This window comes from Streptomyces sp. S3(2020), assembly GCF_013044505.1.
Taxonomy (GTDB): domain Bacteria; phylum Actinomycetota; class Actinomycetes; order Streptomycetales; family Streptomycetaceae; genus Streptomyces.
In genome coordinates this window covers 1-18,049 of the sequence record NZ_JABERD010000198.1, presented here as the reverse complement: position 1 = coordinate 18,049, position 18,049 = coordinate 1, and the positions used below count along the sequence as shown (strand labels likewise).

Annotated in this window: 16 protein-coding genes and 1 rRNA gene; 11 read left to right on the top strand and 6 right to left on the bottom strand. The window is 69.7% G+C overall.

Annotation, left to right across the window (positions count from 1 at the left end; translation table 11 throughout):
- The first annotated feature begins 254 nt into the window (after positions 1 to 254).
- Positions 255 to 434 carry a hypothetical protein gene (locus HLK59_RS52505; protein ID WP_346779916.1) on the top strand — a complete coding sequence of 60 codons (180 nt, stop codon included), beginning with the start codon at positions 255 to 257 and terminating at the stop codon, positions 432 to 434.
- Between the two features lie 195 nt (positions 435 to 629).
- Positions 630 to 2,192 (top strand): FAD-binding oxidoreductase, encoded by a 1,563-nt coding sequence (locus HLK59_RS39195; RefSeq protein ID WP_171146414.1) that lies wholly within the window; start codon positions 630 to 632, stop codon positions 2,190 to 2,192.
- Positions 2,193 to 2,204: 12 nt separating this feature from the next.
- Here HLK59_RS39195 and HLK59_RS39190 read toward each other — a convergent pair whose 3' ends face one another.
- The 4 genes from HLK59_RS39190 to HLK59_RS39175 form a co-directional block, all read right to left on the bottom strand.
- Entirely contained in the window at positions 2,205 to 2,909 is a 705-nt protein-coding gene (locus HLK59_RS39190) for a phosphatase PAP2 family protein (protein ID WP_171146413.1), read from the bottom strand.
- A gap of 196 nt (positions 2,910 to 3,105) precedes the next feature.
- On the bottom strand, positions 3,106 to 4,113 hold the full coding sequence (locus HLK59_RS39185; protein WP_171146416.1) for a bifunctional lytic transglycosylase/C40 family peptidase: 1,008 nt from the start codon (positions 4,111 to 4,113) through the stop codon (positions 3,106 to 3,108).
- Positions 4,114 to 4,181: 68 nt separating this feature from the next.
- Positions 4,182 to 4,901 carry a trypsin-like peptidase domain-containing protein gene (locus HLK59_RS39180; protein ID WP_171146412.1) on the bottom strand — a complete coding sequence of 240 codons (720 nt, stop codon included), beginning with the start codon at positions 4,899 to 4,901 and terminating at the stop codon, positions 4,182 to 4,184.
- Between the two features lie 141 nt (positions 4,902 to 5,042).
- Positions 5,043 to 5,951 (bottom strand): oxidoreductase, encoded by a 909-nt coding sequence (locus tag HLK59_RS39175; RefSeq protein WP_171146411.1) that lies wholly within the window; start codon positions 5,949 to 5,951, stop codon positions 5,043 to 5,045.
- Between the two features lie 80 nt (positions 5,952 to 6,031).
- On the opposite strand from HLK59_RS39175, the gene HLK59_RS39170 reads away from it, so the two are divergent.
- The 9 genes from HLK59_RS39170 to HLK59_RS39130 all read left to right on the top strand — a co-directional run bounded on the left by HLK59_RS39170 (position 6,032) and on the right by HLK59_RS39130 (position 17,278).
- The gene (locus tag HLK59_RS39170) at positions 6,032 to 6,718 is read left to right on the top strand and encodes a TetR/AcrR family transcriptional regulator (protein WP_171146410.1); all 687 of its coding nucleotides are present in this window, start codon (positions 6,032 to 6,034) and stop codon (positions 6,716 to 6,718) included.
- A 247-nt stretch (positions 6,719 to 6,965) separates the two neighbouring features.
- The gene (locus HLK59_RS39165; protein WP_171146409.1) at positions 6,966 to 8,321 is read left to right on the top strand and encodes a S53 family peptidase; all 1,356 of its coding nucleotides are present in this window, start codon (positions 6,966 to 6,968) and stop codon (positions 8,319 to 8,321) included.
- 276 nt (positions 8,322 to 8,597) lie between these two features.
- Positions 8,598 to 9,896, top strand: coding sequence for a S53 family peptidase (locus HLK59_RS39160; RefSeq protein ID WP_171146408.1), 1,299 nt, complete (start codon positions 8,598 to 8,600; stop codon positions 9,894 to 9,896).
- A gap of 299 nt (positions 9,897 to 10,195) precedes the next feature.
- Positions 10,196 to 10,504, top strand: a complete 309-nt coding sequence (locus HLK59_RS39155) for a hypothetical protein (RefSeq protein WP_007383036.1) — start codon at positions 10,196 to 10,198, stop codon at positions 10,502 to 10,504.
- Positions 10,505 to 10,689: 185 nt separating this feature from the next.
- Entirely contained in the window at positions 10,690 to 11,487 is a 798-nt protein-coding gene (locus tag HLK59_RS39150) for a hypothetical protein (protein WP_171146407.1), read from the top strand.
- Positions 11,477 to 12,820, top strand: coding sequence for a hypothetical protein (locus HLK59_RS39145; protein WP_171146406.1), 1,344 nt, complete (start codon positions 11,477 to 11,479; stop codon positions 12,818 to 12,820). The genes HLK59_RS39150 and HLK59_RS39145 overlap by 11 nt, the downstream gene beginning before the upstream one ends.
- A gap of 23 nt (positions 12,821 to 12,843) precedes the next feature.
- Positions 12,844 to 14,385, top strand: coding sequence for an SCO6880 family protein (locus tag HLK59_RS39140; protein ID WP_171146405.1), 1,542 nt, complete (start codon positions 12,844 to 12,846; stop codon positions 14,383 to 14,385).
- A 14-nt stretch (positions 14,386 to 14,399) separates the two neighbouring features.
- Complete coding sequence (locus tag HLK59_RS39135; protein WP_171146404.1) at positions 14,400 to 15,824, top strand: ATP-binding protein; 1,425 nt, start codon at positions 14,400 to 14,402, stop codon at positions 15,822 to 15,824.
- 17 nt (positions 15,825 to 15,841) lie between these two features.
- Complete coding sequence (locus HLK59_RS39130) at positions 15,842 to 17,278, top strand: type IV secretory system conjugative DNA transfer family protein (protein WP_171146415.1); 1,437 nt, start codon at positions 15,842 to 15,844, stop codon at positions 17,276 to 17,278.
- A gap of 16 nt (positions 17,279 to 17,294) precedes the next feature.
- Here HLK59_RS39130 and HLK59_RS39125 read toward each other — a convergent pair whose 3' ends face one another.
- Complete coding sequence (locus tag HLK59_RS39125; RefSeq protein ID WP_171146403.1) at positions 17,295 to 17,855, bottom strand: GNAT family N-acetyltransferase; 561 nt, start codon at positions 17,853 to 17,855, stop codon at positions 17,295 to 17,297.
- 69 nt (positions 17,856 to 17,924) lie between these two features.
- A 5S ribosomal RNA gene (gene rrf, locus HLK59_RS39120) occupies positions 17,925 to 18,041 on the bottom strand.
- Positions 18,042 to 18,049: the final 8 nt, after the last annotated feature.

The window sequence follows — 18,049 nt, the reverse complement described above, 5'->3', positions numbered from 1 at the left end:
GTCGTGCCATCATCTCCTGCTCTCTTTTATTTTTTTTCCAACAGAAGAGGGCCTACGCGCTGCTCAGGGCTGTCGTGGGCTCGGAGATGTGCATAGGAGACAGCCACCCCCCCGACCCCACCCGTCCGCCTCTGCTGCCGCTCCGCCATCGCCCTGCCTCCGTCACGGACCCCCTGTCGTCCCGCTAACGACGACCATGCGGAGCCCGTCACGCGCATACGAGCCCTTTACCCGGGCTCGGTACCGTTGTCGGCGTGGCACACCAGGACCGGGTCCCCCCGCTTCACGAGTCCCCCGAACACCTGACGACAACAGTCGACCAGGGCCCCTTCTGCACAGCCCGCTGCACCTGCGGCTGGCGCGGCCCCGCCAGAAGAGCAAGAAGCCAGGCGAGAACGGACGCCCAGGGCCACACAACACCAGAAGACCGCTGACCCCCCACCCACGGGGGGCAGCACCTAGTGTCTTTCAGCTCGTCCGGCGTTTGAGGACGAGGCCCCTTCAGGGCCGAAGCGGGGGTCTGGGGCGGCGGGAGCGAAACACACCCGGCTCACACCCCCCGCCTCCATGCACGATGGAACCCCGCACGCCACCACCCCGTCTCGTTCCACGAACCCCCAGGAGGCGACATGGAACGGCGTACGTTCATCGGCGGCGGCGTGGCCGCGATCGCCGCGGCTGCCACGGCCGCGTGCAACGGCGACGACAAGGCCGACGCCGCCCAGACGGCCACCGACGGCACGTCCGCGCGTACGTCGTCGAGAGCCGCCGCCAACGCCACCGCCCCCGCCAACTGGACCGCCCTCGCCCGCGACCTCGACGGCACCCTCGCCCGCCCCGGAGACACGGACTGGCCGACCGCCCACCAGCTCTACAACACCCGCTTCGACAACCTGAAGCCCGCAGCGGTGGCGTACATCGCGCACGCGGACGACATCCGCACCACCCTCGCCTACGCCCGGGCCCACAAGCTCCACGTGGCGATCCGCAACGGCGGCCACTCCTACGCCGGCTGGTCCTCCGGCGACAACCGCCTGATCGTCGACGTCTCGAAGCTCAACAAGGTCCGCACCGGCGGCGGCACCGCGGTGGTCGGCGCCGGCTCGAAACTCATCGACGTCTACCGCGCCCTCACCGCGAAGGGCGTCACCATCCCCGCCGGCTCCTGCCCCACCGTCGGCGTCTCCGGCCTCACCCTCGGCGGCGGCCACGGAGTCGTCTCCCGCGCCTACGGCCTGACCTGCGACAGCCTCACCCAGGCAACGCTGATCACGGCGGACGGCAAGCAACTCACCGCGAACGCCACGACGAACAAGGACCTGTTCTGGGCCCTGCGCGGCGCGGGCAACGGCAACTTCGGCGTCGTCACCGAACTCCACTTCAAGACCCACCCGGCACCCCAGGCCGTCACGGCGTACATGTCATGGCCGTGGGCGAAGGCCGCCGCCGTGGTGAAGGCCTGGCAGGAGTGGGGCCCGACCCAGCCCGACGAGATCTGGTCGTCCCTGCATCTGGCGGGCACCTCCGGCGGCTACACCACGGTCTCCGTCGCCGCCTTCTCCCTCGGCACCTACGGCGAACTCCAGAACGCCGTGGACCGCCTGGCCGACAGGATCGGCGCCCCCGCGACCAGCGTCTCCCTGCGCCGCCGCTCGTACGAGGACGCGATGGAGATCTACGCCGGCTGCTCCTCCTTCACCACGGACGCCCAGTGCCATCTGCCCGGCAAGACCCCGGGCCGCTCCCCGCAGGGCGCGCTCGGCCGGGAGACGTACGCCGCGAAGTCGGACTTCTTCGACCGCTCCCTCTCCACGGCCGGTATCCAGGCGATGCTCAAGCAGCTGGAGTCGGTCCGCGGCGGCGCCGGCGACATCGCCCTCACGGCCCTCGGCGGCGCGGTCAACCGCGTCTCCCCGACGGCCACGGCGTTCGTCCACCGCCGCTCGCGCATGCTGGCCCAGTACATCGCGGCCTGGAAGGCGGGCACCTCGGGAGCGACCGCCCAGTCCTGGCTGACCCAGGCCCACGACGCGATGAAGCCGTACGCGTCGGGCGCGGCCTACCAGAACTACACGGACCCGTCCCTGAGGGACTGGCGGAAGGCGTACTACGGAGCCGCGGCGACCAGGCTCACGGCCCTGAAGAAGCAGTACGACCCGAACGGCTTCTTCACGTTCCCGCAGGCCCTGTAGGTCCTGGCCGGCTCAGGCGGCGAGGTCCCGCTCCTCGGCGCCCGCTTCCTTCCGCGCACCGGGGATCACGGCGTCCTGACCCTCGTAGGACTTCCCACGCGCCCGAATCAGCCACCCCGCGCGCGGGGACCGCCCGATGGCCTTCATCAGCGGGGTGAGCAGGGCCATGGCCAGCGGGGACAGCAGCAGGGCGACGGCGGTGCCGAGGGCGAAGCCGCCGATGACGTCGGTCGGGTAGTGCACGCCCATGTAGACCCGGCAGAAGCCTTCGAGGAGGGCGAGGCCGATGCCGAAGAAGCCGAACCTGCGGTTGGCGACGAACAGTCCGACCGCCATGGCCATGGTGATCGTCGCGTGGTCGCTGACGAAGGAGTAGTCGGTCTTGCCGGAGACCAGGACTTCGAGGCCGTCGTGGGTGAGGAACGGCCGGGGCCGCTCCACGAATCCCCGTATCGGCACGTTGACCAGCACGGCGACAGCGGCCGCGAGCGGCGCCCAGACCAGCGCGGCCACGGACGAGGGGGCGTCCTCGCCGCCTCGCCTGCGCACGGACAGCCAGCACCACAGCACGAGCAGCACGGTGGCCAGGAGGATCCCGTACTCACCGACGTACTCCATGACCCGGTCGAACCACACGGGCGCGTCCTTGGCCAGGCCGTTGATGTCGTAGAGCAGGTCGACGTCGGGGTTCGACCCGGATGCGGCGAGTCCAGCCATGGTGCTGCGGCCCCTTCGTCGGCTCTCCCGGCACGCAGATGTGCGCGCGCCGCTGTTCCACCCCCGTGGTGTAGATCGCTACGACAACAGGAACGCACGGTCCCCGTTAATACGTTCCACCCTCCACTGAATGATCACTCAGACGTTATCGAAGAGAGACACATCACTGCAGCTCAGGGGGTAGGTTCACAGGCCGTCAGACCGTCGTGGGGAGCGCTTTCGCGCCATCTTCGGTGACGCGGGTGGCTCCGAAGTAGTCAGGGGTGTCGATCGGGTCGAACCGGATCACAGCACCCGTTCTCGGGGCGTCGATCATGTACCCGCCACCGACATAAATCCCCACATGCCGGATGGCCCGGGAGTTGGTGAGGTCGTCCGAGAAGAAGACCAGATCGCCGGGGAGCAGCTCGTCCCTGGCCGGATGCTGACCCGCGTTCCACTGGTCGTTGGCAACGCGCGGCAGCGTGACGCCGACACTCTCGTACGCGGCCTTCGTCAGCCCCGAGCAGTCGAACCGGCCACCGTCCTGAGCAGTGCCGTCGCCACCCCACAGATAGGGCGTGCCGAGCTTCTTCTGCGCGTAGTAGATGGCTCCCGCGGCCTGCTTCGACGGATCCACGCGCGTGACGGGAGCGGCGAAACTCTCCTCCAGCGTCGTGATCGTCTTCACGTAGTTCTGGGTCTCCTTGTACGGCGGCACACCCCCGTACTTGATCACCGCGTACGCCCCCGCGTTGTACGACGCGAGCATGTTCTTCGTCGCGTCCCCGGGGACGTCCTTCACGTACGAGGCGAGCGTGCAGTCGTACTTCGCGGCCGACGGAATCGCGTCATTCGGATCCCATACGTCGCGGTCGCCGTCCCCGTCGCCGTCGATCCCGTGCGTGGCCCAGGTCCCGGGGATGAACTGCGCTATCCCCTGCGCGGCCGCCGGGCTCTGCGCCTTCGGGTTGAACCCGCTCTCCTGGTACAGCTGCGCGGCGAGCAGTGCGGGGTTGATGGCCGTGCAGAGGTTGCCCCACTTCTGCACGAGCGCCTGATAGGCGGCCGGCACCGACCCCTTGGCCAGCGCCTTCGTGGCTCCGCCGACCCCGTTGGCGAGGTTCCCGGCGACGACGTACACACCGACGACGAGCAGCATCACGAAGCTGAGCCCCGCCCCGAGGACGGCACCCCCCACGACCCATGCCTTACGCACCGTCAACCGCCCCTCGCTGCCCCGGAGTCCGACGCCCACGTCAGTTTAGGGGTGCCTTCGTCGTTCTGGGGTGATCATGCGGAAGGAGACTCCACCGCGTCCCGGTACAGCTGAGCGGCCCGCCGCCCGAGCACCACGCTGTAGGAGATGTCGGCGGTCGCCCCGCCCTGCTCGTGCCCGCCGAGCACCCCGACGACCTCCCCGTCCCCGTCGACCCAGGGGCTGCCGCTGGTGCCGCCGCTGAAGTCGGGACAGTCGACGCGCTGTTGGGTACGGCTGTGCGCGACCGGCCTGTTGACGCAGCGGACCGGCGTCCCCCGGGAGTCGGGGTAGCCGGTGACGGTCACGGCGGTGGCGCCGGTGGCGGTACCGGTGGTGAAGCGGTTCCCCCCGACGACGTCCTCGACGTTCTCGCCGCGCCGCTCGGCCAGGGTCGCGAAGGCCACGTCACTGTCCTCGTCCCACGCGTCGGGGAGAAACCGCCTGGTGATGCGCCACCTCCCGTACGGCGCCCTGCCGTTCCGATATCCCGGCACGAACACGAGGCCGTCCGTGTCACCGTCCAGGCAGTGGGCGGCGGTGACGATGAGGTCGTGGGCCGGGCTGTGCACGACGGACGCGGTGCAGAAGTGGTCCCCGCCGGTGAAGAGCGCACCGATCCGGGCGGTCTCCGGGGTCGCGGTCGCGGTGACGGTGACCCCGAAGGGACCCGGACCGTCGTCGGCGGCCGCCTCGGACGCGGAGGTGAGGGCGGGGAGCACCAGGGCGGCGGCGTGCAGGAGCGTGCGCTTCATCGGAAGGCAGCGTTCCGTACGAAGGGGAGAAACGGGTCAATCGGGCTCGGGCGGGCGTACAAGGGCTGTTCGTGCCGACGCCGGACTCGCCGCCGCCGACGTCCCAGCCCACCCGGCCCGCCCAGGAGGACCCGGCGGCGTCTAACCGCGCGGTACGGCCGCCTCCAGCGGGAACCGCGTCCCCGTCAGCTCCTCCGACACCGTCCACAGCCGCTTCGCCGCCTCCGGGTCGCTGGCCGCCGCGCTGCGGCCGACCAGGGTGGGCGCCCCGCGCATCTCCTGGAAGCCGTCCGGACCGACGTAGCTCGCGCCGGGGAGGTCCTGCGTCGCCGCGTACAGGGTGGGCAGCGCGCCCGCCGCGTCGTCCTGGGCCATGAACCTGTTGCCGACCTTCATGAAGACCCGGGACAGCGGGCTCGCCGCGTGGCTCTGGAGGTTGGTGGCGGCGTACCCGGGGTGCGCGGCCGTGGCACGGACCGGGGAGCCCGACTCCGTCAGACGGCGCTGGAGCTCCAGGGTGAAGAGGAGGTTCGCGAGCTTCGACTGGGCGTACGCGCCGGTGGGGCTGTAGTGCGCCGCCCGGTTCAGGTCGGCGAAGTCGATCACTCCGGTGCCGCCCCGGTGCAGGCCCGAGGAGACGGTGACCACCCGGTCGGTGATGTGCGGCAGCAGCAGGTTCGTCAGGGCGAAGTGGCCCAGGTGGTTGGTGCCGAACTGCATCTCGAAGCCGTCCCGTGTGCGCTGCTCCGGCAGCATCATCACACCGGCGTTGTTCAGCAGCAGATGCAGCTCGCCCTTCCAGTCCGCCGCGAACTCCCGCACCGAGGACAGGTCCGCCAGATCGAGGCGCCGCACCTCCGTGCTGCCGTGCACGGCCGCCGCTGCGGCCCGGCCGCGCTCCGGGTCCCGTACGGCGAACACGACATGCGCGCCCGCGCGGGCCAGCGCCTCCGCCGCCTTGAGGCCGATACCGCTGTTGGCTCCGGTGACCACGGCCGTGCGGCCCGTGAGGTCAGGGAGGTCGGTCGCGTTCCACTTGTCAGTAGCCATGGCCCCAATGTAGGCGGCGACAACAATGCTGTCAATGACAACAATGCTGGCGCCGTCTACATCCGGATACGATGGTGCCCATGCCGTCCGAGAAGTCCGAGAGCCGCGACACCCGCGATACCCGCGGGAGTCACTGGAGCCAGGGAAGCCAGGGAAGCCGCGATACCCGCGAAAGTCGCGAGGGGCGCCCCTACCACCACGGAGACCTCCGCTCCGCCCTGCTCGCGAGCGCGGAACGCACCCTGCGGGAGAAGGGCGTCGGGGCGCTCTCCCTGCGGGAACTGGCCCGTGACATCGGCGTCAGCCACGCCGCCCCGGGGCGCCACTTCAAGGACAAGCAGGCCCTGCTCAACGCCCTGGCGCTCGACGGCTACCAGCGGCTGACCGAGACCCTGGCCGCCTTCGACGACCCCGCCCTCCCGCTGGAACCGCGACTCGTCGCCCTCGCCGGGGCCTATCTCGGCTTCGCCACCGAGAACGCCGAGCTCCTGGAGCTCATGTTCGCCCGCAAGCACGACCCCGACGCCTCCGAGGAGATGGCCGCGGCGGTCGACCGCACGGTCGGCGCGCTGGAGCGGATCATCGCGGACGCCCAGCAGCGCGGGGAGATCATCGAGGGCGACCCCGCCCACCTCACCCTCATCGTGGGCGCCACCCTCCAGGGCACCGCCACGTTCGCCGCCAACGACCGGGTCGACCCGCAGACCGCCCTGGACGGAATCCCCATGCTGGTGCACCTGCTGCTGCACGGCCTCAAGCCCCGGTGACCCCGCAGCAGTTGTGCGCAACGCGTGTAGATGGTCAAGCCGAGGCCATTCGCCGCCCATCGCCCCGCCATTGACCGGTAACCCCCCAACCCCCTTCGGTAAGGCGGAAGTCAGGATTCCACCGCCCGTCTTGTTGTCACGTACTCAACAAGGGGATGGTCGTCGCGGGTCGCCGCCCCCACCGGGAACCTCACCGGTGGATCCCCCACCGCAGGCCTCTCTGCAACCACTCACAGGAGGCAGTACGTTGCGTACGCCCAACACCCCCCACATATCCGGCAGATGGCGCCGTATCGGCTCGGCAGCCACCGCCACCACCGCCCTCCTCCTCGCCGGACTCGGCACCGCCGCCCACGCCGGCGCGGCCACCCCCACTCCGCACAAGGTGAGCGCCGGCACCGTCGCCGCGCAGGTCGCCAAGGCCCATGTGCGGTACGAGAGCGCATGTGCCGCGACCCCGAAGAAGGGCTACGCCGCCTGCGACGCGCTCCGTGTCACCGGCGGCACCACCGCCTACATGGAGAAGCAGGCCGCGCTCAAGGGCGCGACCCCCAAGACCGTGAAGCCGAACGCCACCTCGGCCACGCCCACCGGCTACGGCCCCAGCGACCTCCAAGACGCCTACGGCCTGACCGACGCCTCCTCCTCGGACGGCTCCGGAGAGACCATCGCCATCGTCGACGCCTACGACGACCCCAACGCCGAGGCGGACCTGGCCACTTACCGTTCCTACTACGGCCTCTCGGCCTGCACCACCGCCAACGGCTGCTTCAAGAAGGTCTCCCAGACCGGCTCCACGACCTCCCTCCCCACCGCCGACAGCGGCTGGGCCGGCGAGATCTCCCTCGACCTCGACATGGTCTCCGCCATCGCCCCGAACGCCAACATCCTGCTGGTCGAGGCGAAGTCGTCGAGCATGGCCAACCTGGGCACGGCGGTGAACCGGGCGGTCACCCTGGGCGCCAAGTTCGTCTCCAACTCCTACGGCGGCTCGGAGTCCTCCTCCGACACCTCCTACGACTCCTCCTACTTCAACCACCCCGGCGTCGCCATCACCGTCTCCGCCGGCGACGAGGCCTACGGCGCCGAGTACCCGGCCGGCTCCAAGTACGTGACATCGGTCGGCGGCACCAAGCTCTCCACGTCCTCCAACAGCCGCGGCTGGACCGAGAGCGTCTGGAAGACCAGCAGCACCGAGGGCACCGGCTCCGGCTGCTCCGCGTACGACGCCAAGCCCAGCTGGCAGACCGACACCGGCTGCACCAAGCGCATGATCTCCGACGTCTCCGCCGTCGCCGACCCCGCCACCGGAGTCTCCGTCTACGACTCCTACGGTGACGACGGCAGCGGCTGGAACACCTACGGCGGCACCAGCGCCTCCGCCCCGATCATCGCCTCGGTGTACGCCCTCGCCGGCACCCCGGGCAGCAGCGACTACCCGGCCTCCTACCCCTACGCCGCGGCCGGCACGGCCGCCCTCAACGACGTGACCAGCGGCAACAACGGCACCTGCACCACCAGCTACTTCTGCACCGCCAAGTCGGGCTACGACGGCCCCACCGGCTGGGGCACCCCGCAGGGCACCGACGCCTTCACCGGCTGACGACCCCGAACTCCCCGTCGGGTCACGGGGAGCCGCCGGCGGGCAGGGGACGTGGGGTCCCCTCGGCGGCACCAAGGCAACGGGCCGCGACCGACGCACCATCGGCCGCGGCCCGTTCGCCGCAAGCAGGTAGGTAAGGCCGGGCCTGGGGTTCGGTAAGGCGGAGGTCAGAATTCCACCTCCCGCCTTGTTGTCACGTACTCAACAAGAGACTGTCGTCCCACCGCCGCACGCACCCGCACTGCTCCTGTTCCACCACCATCAGGAGGCTGCACGATGCGCACGACACCCCCCAACAGAGCGTCCCTACGCGGTAGATGGCACCGCATCGGCTCGGCGGCCGCAGCGACCGCCGCGCTTCTCGTCGCCGGACTCGGCACCGCGGCCCACGCCGAAGCCGCCACCCCGGCCAAAACGTCCAAGGTCACCTGGGCCGCGACCCCCTGCGCCACCCCCAGGAAATCCGGCGAACTCGCCTGCGACTCCCTGCGCGTGACCGGCGGCACCACCGCCTTCGAGAAGGCGAACGGCATCACCCCCAAGGCCGCCGACGCCGCCACCCCCTCCGGCTACGGCCCCAGCGACCTCCAGGACGCCTACGGCCTGACCGACGCGGCCTCCGCGAACGGCGACGGCGAGACCATCGCCATCGTCGACGCGTACAACGACCCCAACGCCGAGTCCGACCTCGCGACCTACCGCTCCTACTACGGCCTCTCCGCCTGCACCACGGCCAACGGCTGCTTCAAGAAGGTCAGCCAGACCGGCTCCACGACCTCCCTGCCCTCCAGCGACTCGGGCTGGGCCGAGGAGATCTCCCTCGACCTCGACATGGCCAGCGCGATCTGCCCGAACTGCGACATCCTCCTCGTCGAGGCCAAGTCGGCCACCATGGCCAACCTGGGCACGGCGGTGAACCGGGCGGTCACCCTGGGCGCCAAGTTCGTCTCCAACTCCTACGGCGGCTCGGAGTCCTCCTCCGACACCTCCTACGACTCCTCCTACTTCAACCACCCCGGCGTCGCCATCACCGTCAGCGCGGGCGACGAGGGCTACGGCGCCGAGTACCCGGCCGCGTCGAAGTACGTGACTTCGGTGGGTGGCACCGCGCTGTCGACGTCCTCCAACAGCCGCGGCTGGACGGAGTCGGTCTGGAAGACCAGCAGCACCGAAGGAACGGGCTCCGGCTGCTCCTCGTACGACACCAAGCCCAGCTGGCAGACCGACACCGGCTGCACCAAGCGCATGATCTCCGACGTCTCCGCGGTGGCCGACCCCGCGACCGGCGTCTCGGTCTACGACTCCTACGGCGTCACGGCCGGCTGGTACACCTTCGGCGGCACCAGCGCCTCCGCCCCGATCATCGCCGGCGTCTACGCCCTCGCGGGCACCCCGGGCAGCAGCGACTACCCGGCCTCCTACCCCTACGCCGCGGCCGGCACGTCCGCCCTCAACGACGTGACCAGCGGCAACAACGGCACCTGCACCACCAGCTACTTCTGCACCGCCAAGTCGGGCTACGACGGCCCGACCGGCTGGGGCACCCCGGCCGGAGTGGACGCCTTCACGGGCTGACACCCAGTCACCAGACAGACGGGCCGCGGCACCAGTCGCGGCCCGTTCGTCATGCCGGTGCCACGCGGGGATAGCCTTCACCCACAGAACACGGGTGCACACGCAGGTTCCACTCCGGGCCTCGTTGCCCGGCGTGACCTGCCGTGATACACAGAGTGACCAGACAAGCATTTGTACGAAACCCGCCAACCAATGACGCCAAGTCGACATACGACGGCAGAATTGTCGGCGACAATGATGCCTGACCTCTGCGCACCCGCAGGGGAAAGCGGAACTACCCACCAGGGGCGGTGACTTACATGCTCTTTGCGGCCGACAAGGGAGACATCAACACCATCATCGGCGGGATCGCTCCGGACTGGGGCCCCTTCGGGGCGCTGGGCACGGAAGCGAAGACGATGATCCAGGTCGTCATGGCGGTCGCCATCCTGCTCTGCCTCGGCATCGCCATCTGGGGCGCCGCGAAACAGCGCATCGGCGCGACGGCCCTCCGCGACACCTTCAGCGCGGAACAGGGCAAGGGCCTGATCATCGCCGGCCTCACCGGGGTCTTCATCATCGGCTCCCTCGGCACCCTGTTCACCATCGTGTACGGCATGGCCGTCTAGCAGGCGTTCCTCCAGTCCCCGGGCACGCCCGGCCCCATCCCTCCACCCCACCCGCCCGTCGTGCCCACCGACTGAGGTTGCGTTTCCCTGATGCCGAGTCACCACACCGCGCCCGCGCGGGAACCAGCACGGCTACCGTCGTACTCCTACGTGTTTCCGTACGACGTCGAGGGGGCGTACGCGGCATGAGTCCCGGTGACGAACACGAGACCTCCGGTGGCTACGGCGGCTCCGGCCAGACCCGCACCCGGCTGCCGGACGACGTCTACGGCGGCGCCCGCCCACGCGCCCGCTCGTCCCGCAGCCTGGTCACCGTGGTCGGCGTGGTCGTCCTCCTCATCGCCGCGATCGCCTTCGCGAACCGAGGAGAAGACGACTCCTCCTCGAAATCCGGCACCAGCGACAAGCCAGACGTATCCAGCACAGCGCCAAGCGGCACAAAGCCGGTAACCGCAGGCTTCGCCCATGACCAGCAGGGCGCACAGAGCGCGGCGGCGAACTACGCGGTGGCGCTGGTCTCGGCCGACATCCTCAAGCCGACCCAGCGAGCCGCGATCGTGCGCCAGGTCTTCGTCACGGACAAGCAGGCCGAACTCTCGGCCAAGTTCGACAAGGCCTACTCCGACGAGTTCCTGAGCAGCATCGGCCTGGACAAGAACGGCAACGCGACCGGGGGACAGACCTACGTCTCACGGACCGTGCCGATCGGCACCAAGGTCTCGAACTACACGAACACCTCGGCGACGGCCGAGGTGTGGTGCACCGGCCTGTACGGCACCGCGGGCGACGCCTCGACCACCCCCGTCACCAGCGACTGGTTCACCATGACCCTCCAACTGCGCTGGGCCGACGGCGACTGGAAGGTCGACAGCTTCTCCCAGAAGGACGGCCCCGCCCCGGTTCCCGGGGACAACCAGGCGTCCAGCGCCGACGACATGGCGAAGGCCGTCGAGGAGTACGGAGGGTTCTCTTATGCCCGGTAGTCCGCGCCGCGTACTCAAGGTCGCCGCAGCCCTCACCGCCGTGCAGACGGCAGCCGTGCTGCTGGCCACCCGCGCCACAGCCGCCCCCACGCCCTCCCCCTCGCCTTCGCCGAGCAGGTCGAACAAGAACTGCGACCTCATCGTCGGCCCCGCCAAGGACTACTGCGAACGCGGCGAAACCGGCGGCACCTCCGGTGGAACCACCACCGACCCCACCTCCACCCTCGACCCCCTCTCCTCCCTCGCCAAGGGCTGTGCCGACGCCGCCGCATGGACCGTCGACAAGCTCAGCGAAGCCGTGAAGGACACCGCGAACGTCGACTTCACGAACCCCAAGTTCCTCCAGCAGTACGCGGTCGTCTTCGCGGCATCGACGATCCTGACGCTGCTGCTGTGGCTGCTGGCCGTGGCCAAGCGAGCCGTCCGCGGCGCACCGCTCACCACCGCCATCTCGGAGGCGATCGGGTTCCTGTGGCTGACCGTGCTGGCGTCGGCCTTCACCCCCCTGATCCTCTACACGGTCGTCTCGGCCACCGACAGCATCACCGAGGTCCTCGCGAAGACCACCGGCGACCAGACGGACACGTTCTTCGGCACCTTCTCCGGCGCACTGGCCAAGGGCGAGGACATCGGCGGCGGCCCGATCATGCTGATCGTGGTGTCCCTCGTCTCCATCCTCGCCGCGGGAGTCCTCTGGCTGGAGCTGGTCATCAGGGCCGCGCTCCTCTACGTCGGCGCCCTCCTCGGCACCGTCGTCTACGCGGGCCTAGTCGACAAGAACCTGTGGGGCCACGTCCGCCGCTGGGCGGGCATCATGATCGCGGTCATCCTGGTCAAGCCCGTCATCGTGATCGTCCTGGGGCTCGCCGGCGCACTGTCCGCCGACGACGGCCCCGACGCCTTCTCCGCCGTGGTCTCCGGCCTGGCCATCATCCTGCTCGCCATCTTCGCCAGCGCGATGATCTACCGCTTCGTCCCCGGCTTCGGCGACGAGATCGCGGGCTCCCGCAACAACCGCATCATGCAGGGCGCCGAAGGAAAGGCGGCCGCGGTCATCAGCTCCCCCGCGACCCTCGTCGCCCAGGGCATCAAGACCCACAGCACCAGGGCCGACAACAACGGCGGCCAGTCCTCCGGAGGCGGCGGCGCCCGACCGTCCAACCCGGCTTCCGGCGGCGTAGCCGCCCACAGCACCCGCGGCTCGAACGGCGGGGGCGGCGGATCTGTCCCCTCCGCCGCACCCCAGCCCCGTTCGAGCAACACGGTGAACACCCCGCACGCCAGCAACAACCGCAACAGCGGCAACAACCGCACAGGAGGTGACGGGCGTTGACGGCTGATTCCCACGCGGCCCAGATGTCCCACGCAGTCACACCCCGCCGTACCTATCTCATCGGCCGCGCCCGACCGAACGCGATCGTCGGCCGCAACCGTGAGACCGGCGAGATCGCACTCATCATCGTGGGCGCGTTCCTCGGCATGATGAGCGGGCTCCTCGTCCCCGTCCTGGCCTTGCGCATCGTGCTGCTGATGGGTTTCCCTCTGATCGCCCTGATGGCGGTCTACGTGCCGTACAAGCACCGCACGTTCTACAAGTGGTTCGAGATCAACCGCAGTTACAAGCGGTCCCTGAAGCGGGGGACCGTCTACCGCTCCGGCGTCATGGAGGCCGGCACCAGGACCGACGGCCTGGAGGTCGAGATCGGCCCGCCGCCCGGCATCGGCCGCATCACCTGGCTCGCCGCGCCCTTCGGCCCCGACGAGATCGCCGTACTCCTGCACGCGGACCGCAGAACCGTCACCGCCGCCATCGAGATCGAGGGCCCCGGCGTCGGCCTGCGCGACTCCGAGGACCAGGAAGCCCTCGTCGACCGCTTCGGCACCCTGCTCAAGCACGTGGCCAACGGCGACGGCTTCGTCACCCGCCTCCAGATGCTCGCCCGCACCCTCCCCGCCGACCCCGACGCCCACGCCAAGGACGTCACCGTCCGCGGCGACGAGAAGGCACCGGGCTGGCTGATGCAGTCGTACGACCAACTCCAGTCCATGGTGTCCACGAGCAGCGAGCAGCACCGCGCCTACCTCGTTGCCTGCATGCACTTCAACCGCGAACTCGCCGCCGAGGCACACACCATGGCCCGCGCGGCCCGCCCCCAGTCCGGCCGCAAGCTGGACCGCGACGCGGGCCTCGCGATCGTGATGGCACGTGAACTGACCGACATCTGCTCGCGGTTGCAGGAGGCCGACATCCGCGTACGACAGCCGCTGGGCCAGGGCCGTCTCGCCTCCCTCATCCACTCCATGTACGACCCGGACCACCCCATCGACCACATCCAGGCGATGACCAAGCGCAACTCCTGGCCGGCCGAACTGGACGCCATGGAGCCGACGTACCTCCAGGCGAAGACGCGGGAGTCCTCGACGCGCGCGCCCTGGTGCCATGCGACGGCCTGGGTGAAGGAATGGCCGATGACCCCCGTCGGGGTCAACTTCCTCGCCCCCCTGCTCGTCCACACCCCGGACGTCATCCGCACGGTCGCCGTCACCATGGACCTCGAACCCACCGAGGTCGCCATCGAGCGCATGCTGACCGAGAAGACGAACGACGAGGCCGAGGCGTCCCGCGCCGCCAAGATGAACCGGACCGTCGACCCCCGCGACATCGCCTCCCACAACCGTCTCGACCAGCGCGGCGAGGACCTCGCGAGCGGCGCGGCCGGCGTCAACCTGGTCGGCTACATCACGGTCTCCTCCCGCAACCCCGAGGCCCTGGCCCGCGACAAGCGGACCATCCGGGCCTCGGCCGGAAAGTCGTACCTGAAGCTGGAGTGGTGCGACCGCGAGCACCACCGCGCCTTCGTGAACACGCTGCCGTTCGCCACCGGAATCCGAAGGTAGAGGCTGATGCGCTGATGCGGGACCCGCTCTCCGTCCTCACCGACGCCTTCACGTCCTTCCTCTTCGGCAAGGTCGAGACGACCCGGCTGCCGGTCCGCACGTCCACGGGCCAGGCCCAGGCGGTCTACCTGCCCACGGCCGCCCCGGGACTGGGCGACTCCGGCGTCATCATCGGCCGCGAGGTCTACTCCGGCAAGGGCTACATCTACGACCCCTTCCAGCTGTACGGCCAGCAGCTCCCGGCACCTCACTGGCTCGTCCTCGGTGAGTCGGGCAACGGCAAGTCGGCGCTGGAGAAGACCTACGTCCTACGGCAGTTGCGGTTCCGCGACCGGCAGGTCGTCGTCCTCGACGCCCAGGGCGAGGACGGCGTCGGCGAATGGAACCTCATCGCGCAGGAGTTGGGGATAACTCCTATCCGCCTGGACCCGATGGCCGCCCTGGACATGGGTATCCGGCTCAACCCGCTCGACCCCGCGATCACGACGACCGGCCAGCTCGCGCTGCTCCGGACCATCATCGAGGTCGCGCTGGGCCACGGCCTCGACGAACGCTCCGGCTTCGCCCTCAAGGTCGCGCACGCCTACGTCAACGAGACGATCGTCGAACGCCAGCCGGTGCTGACGGACATCGTCGAGCAGCTACGGCATCCCGAGCCGGAGTCCGCCGAAGCGATGAACGTCGACATAGACGATGTACGGGCCTGGGGTCTTGATGTCGCCCTGGTGCTCGACCGGTTGGTCGACGGTGACCTGCGCGGCATGTTCGACGGCCCCACGACGGTCGGCATCGACCTGGACGCCCCGCTCATCGTCTTCGACCTGTCGCACATCGACCGCAACTCCATCGCCATGCCCATCCTCATGGCGATCGTCGGCGTGTGGCTGGAGCACACCTGGATCCGCCCCGACCGGAAGAAGCGCATCTTCCTGGTCGAGGAGGCCTGGCACATCATCAACAGCCCCTTCGTGGCCCAGCTGTTCCAGCGGCTCCTGAAGTTCGGCCGCCGGCTCGGTCTGTCCTTCGTGGCGGTCGTCCACCACCTGTCCGACGTGGTGGACGGGGCAGCGGCCAAGGAGGCGGCGGCGATCCTGAAGATGGCGTCGACCAGGACGATCTACGCCCAGAAGGCGGACGAGGCGAGGTCCACGGGCCGCGTCCTCGGCCTGCCACGCTGGGCGGTGGAGATCATCCCCTCGCTGACACCCGGCATCGCGGTGTGGGACGTCAACGGCAATGTCCAGGTGGTCAAACACCTGATCACCGAGACGGAACGCCCCCTGGTCTTCACCGACCGCGCGATGACGGAGTCCTCCGAGGACCACCTCACGGACGACGCCCTGCGCGCGGCCGAGCTGGAGGCGGAGGAACGGGCGGCGGCCTTCATGGAACAGCACATGGAGCAGCACATGGGCGACTCCGAGTCGACGGTGGCGTAGACGGGAGGCGTGCCATGGTGAGACCTGACGACCGCCGCGGGCAGGCGGGCCAGGGAGGTCAGGGGGGCATCCCCGACGGGCTGTTGGTCGGGATACTCGTCTTCCTCCTCGGCATGACCCTGATGGTCTGGTCGGCCACCGGCCTGGCGGGCCTGTTCGCCCACGGCGACTGGCCCCAGGGCGTCACCTTCGCCCGTACCCCCCTGGCGATGCGCCGGCTCATCGGCCAGCCCCACGACATCCCGGGCGCCTGGCCACAGACCCCGGCGGGGCAGCTCTCCGGGTACGGGCTGGTCTGGGGGCTGGTCATCGGCCAGCTGATGATCCTGGTCGTGCTCACCGTGTTCGTCCTGGGGACGGTGGCCCGCTGGAAGGCGGTACGGCGGGCGCGGCGGACGGAGGCTCCGGCCCCGGTCGTGGAACAGCCGCCACCGGCTCCGCAGCCCGTCGTCGAGGCGGTCACTCACCACGAGGTCCCTACACCCCGGGCGGAGCCCGAACCTCCCGCAGCGGCCGCGGTGCCCCCGCGGGTGGAGAAGGTCCTCGTGGCCCCGAGGGAGACCCGCCAGGCCTCCGCCACCCAGGCGGTCCGCGACGCCGAGGGCGCCATCCTCGTCGTCACCTCGAACCCCGCCGTCTGGTCCGACACCAAGGACGCCCGCACCAAACTGGGCCCGGTCCACCTCTACGACCCCGCCCATCTCTGCGACACCCCGGCCCGCCTCCACTGGTCCCCCACCACGGGCTGCGAGGACAAACAGACGGCGATCGCGAGGGCCCACGCCCTCCTGGCCCCGGTCCGTCCCACCGCGAAGATCGACCAGGCCGTGGCCGACGTAGCGGAAACGCTCCTGCGGAGCTCTCTGCACGCCGCCGCCATCGACGGCCGCACCATCCGGCACGTCCACCGCTGGTCCCAGGGCACCCAGATCCAGGACGCGGTCCGCATCCTGCGCACCAATCCCAAGGCCGCACCCGGCGCGGCGGGCGAGCTGGAGGCCGCGCTCACCGCGCATCCCGAACGCCGGGACATCGCCCAGGAGTTGACCGGCCGCGCACTCGCCGCCCTGTTCACGGTCAACATCCGCGAGGCGTGCACTCCAAACCGAACTGATGCCCTCGCCTTGGATTCCTTCGTGGACGAAGGGGGCACGCTTTATGTGGTGGGGGAATCCATCGAGGACCCCCGGACCAATCCGGGCGCCATGCCACTCCTGACGGCGCTCGTCTCCAGCGTGGTCGAGCGTGGCCGGCGCATGGCCGAACGGTCATCATCCGGTCGCCTCGACCCACCACTGACGCTCGTCCTGGACGACGTCGCCGCCGTGGCTCCGCTTCCCCAGCTCCCGGAGCTGCTGGCCACCGGGGCGGACCGGGGCCTGCCGACCCTGGCCCTGCTCCGATCCCGGGAACAGGCGAGGGCCCGCTGGCCGCACGACGAACTGCCGGTGTAGCTGGGCTCCTTGGCCTTCAGGCTTTCTCCAGCACGAACTCCAGCTCGATCTCGCCCTCCTGGCCGGGCAACGGCACGGTCTTCCCGGTCGGCACGAACCCGGCCTTGCGATAGAACCCCTGGGCACGCGGATTATCCTCGTGCACGATGAGCCGCACGGCCTCGACCCCGCGCCCCCAAGCCCACTCGACGGCGGCCTCGAAGAGCCCCTTGGTCACCCCGCCGCCACGCCACTCGGGCCGCACGAACACCCCGACGATGTGCCCCTGGTTCCGCTCGACAGGAAACCCGGCCCAGTCGGCGGTACCGGCCTCCTCGATGAGCATGACCACAGACCCGACCCACGTCCCGTCTCCGGCCTCGGCGACGAACTGCAGCGACCCCTCCCCCTCGGATGACCGAGCGGCCCGCTCCTGCCAGTAGGAGTCCGGATGAGCGAGGGCATCCTCGTACGTCTCCAGGAAGGCGACCGGCGCGGCCGGATCCTGCAGCGCGATCAGCCGCAGCGCCTTCACCGCCGGCCACTCATCAGCACGTATGGGACGTATGGGTCGGACCTCGAAGCTCGCGTCATTCATTCACACACGGTATCCGAACGCAGAAAAACCCCGTACCGGATAACCGGTACGGGGTTTTTCTCAAAATTTGTTCGGCGGTGTCCTACTCTCCCACAGGGTCCCCCCTGCAGTACCATCGGCGCTGTAAGGCTTAGCTTCCGGGTTCGGAATGTAACCGGGCGTTTCCCTCACGCTATGACCACCGAAACACTATG

What these genes read in the sequence shown, in the direction of transcription:
- HLK59_RS39195 (WP_171146414.1), top strand. Translation starts at nt 630, where the DNA reads ATGGAACGGCGTACGTTCATCGGCGGCGGCGTGGCCGCGATCGCCGCG.
- HLK59_RS39190 (WP_171146413.1), bottom strand. Translation starts at nt 2,909, where the DNA reads ATGGCTGGACTCGCCGCATCCGGGTCGAACCCCGACGTCGACCTGCTC.
- HLK59_RS39180 (WP_171146412.1), bottom strand. Translation starts at nt 4,901, where the DNA reads ATGAAGCGCACGCTCCTGCACGCCGCCGCCCTGGTGCTCCCCGCCCTC.
- HLK59_RS39175 (WP_171146411.1), bottom strand. Translation starts at nt 5,951, where the DNA reads ATGGCTACTGACAAGTGGAACGCGACCGACCTCCCTGACCTCACGGGC.
- HLK59_RS39170 (WP_171146410.1), top strand. Translation starts at nt 6,032, where the DNA reads ATGCCGTCCGAGAAGTCCGAGAGCCGCGACACCCGCGATACCCGCGGG.
- HLK59_RS39160 (WP_171146408.1), top strand. Translation starts at nt 8,598, where the DNA reads ATGCGCACGACACCCCCCAACAGAGCGTCCCTACGCGGTAGATGGCAC.
- HLK59_RS39155 (WP_007383036.1), top strand. Translation starts at nt 10,196, where the DNA reads ATGCTCTTTGCGGCCGACAAGGGAGACATCAACACCATCATCGGCGGG.
- HLK59_RS39150 (WP_171146407.1), top strand. Translation starts at nt 10,690, where the DNA reads ATGAGTCCCGGTGACGAACACGAGACCTCCGGTGGCTACGGCGGCTCC.
- HLK59_RS39145 (WP_171146406.1), top strand. Translation starts at nt 11,477, where the DNA reads ATGCCCGGTAGTCCGCGCCGCGTACTCAAGGTCGCCGCAGCCCTCACC.
- HLK59_RS39140 (WP_171146405.1), top strand. Translation starts at nt 12,844, where the DNA reads ATGTCCCACGCAGTCACACCCCGCCGTACCTATCTCATCGGCCGCGCC.
- HLK59_RS39135 (WP_171146404.1), top strand. Translation starts at nt 14,400, where the DNA reads ATGCGGGACCCGCTCTCCGTCCTCACCGACGCCTTCACGTCCTTCCTC.
- HLK59_RS39125 (WP_171146403.1), bottom strand. Translation starts at nt 17,855, where the DNA reads ATGAATGACGCGAGCTTCGAGGTCCGACCCATACGTCCCATACGTGCT.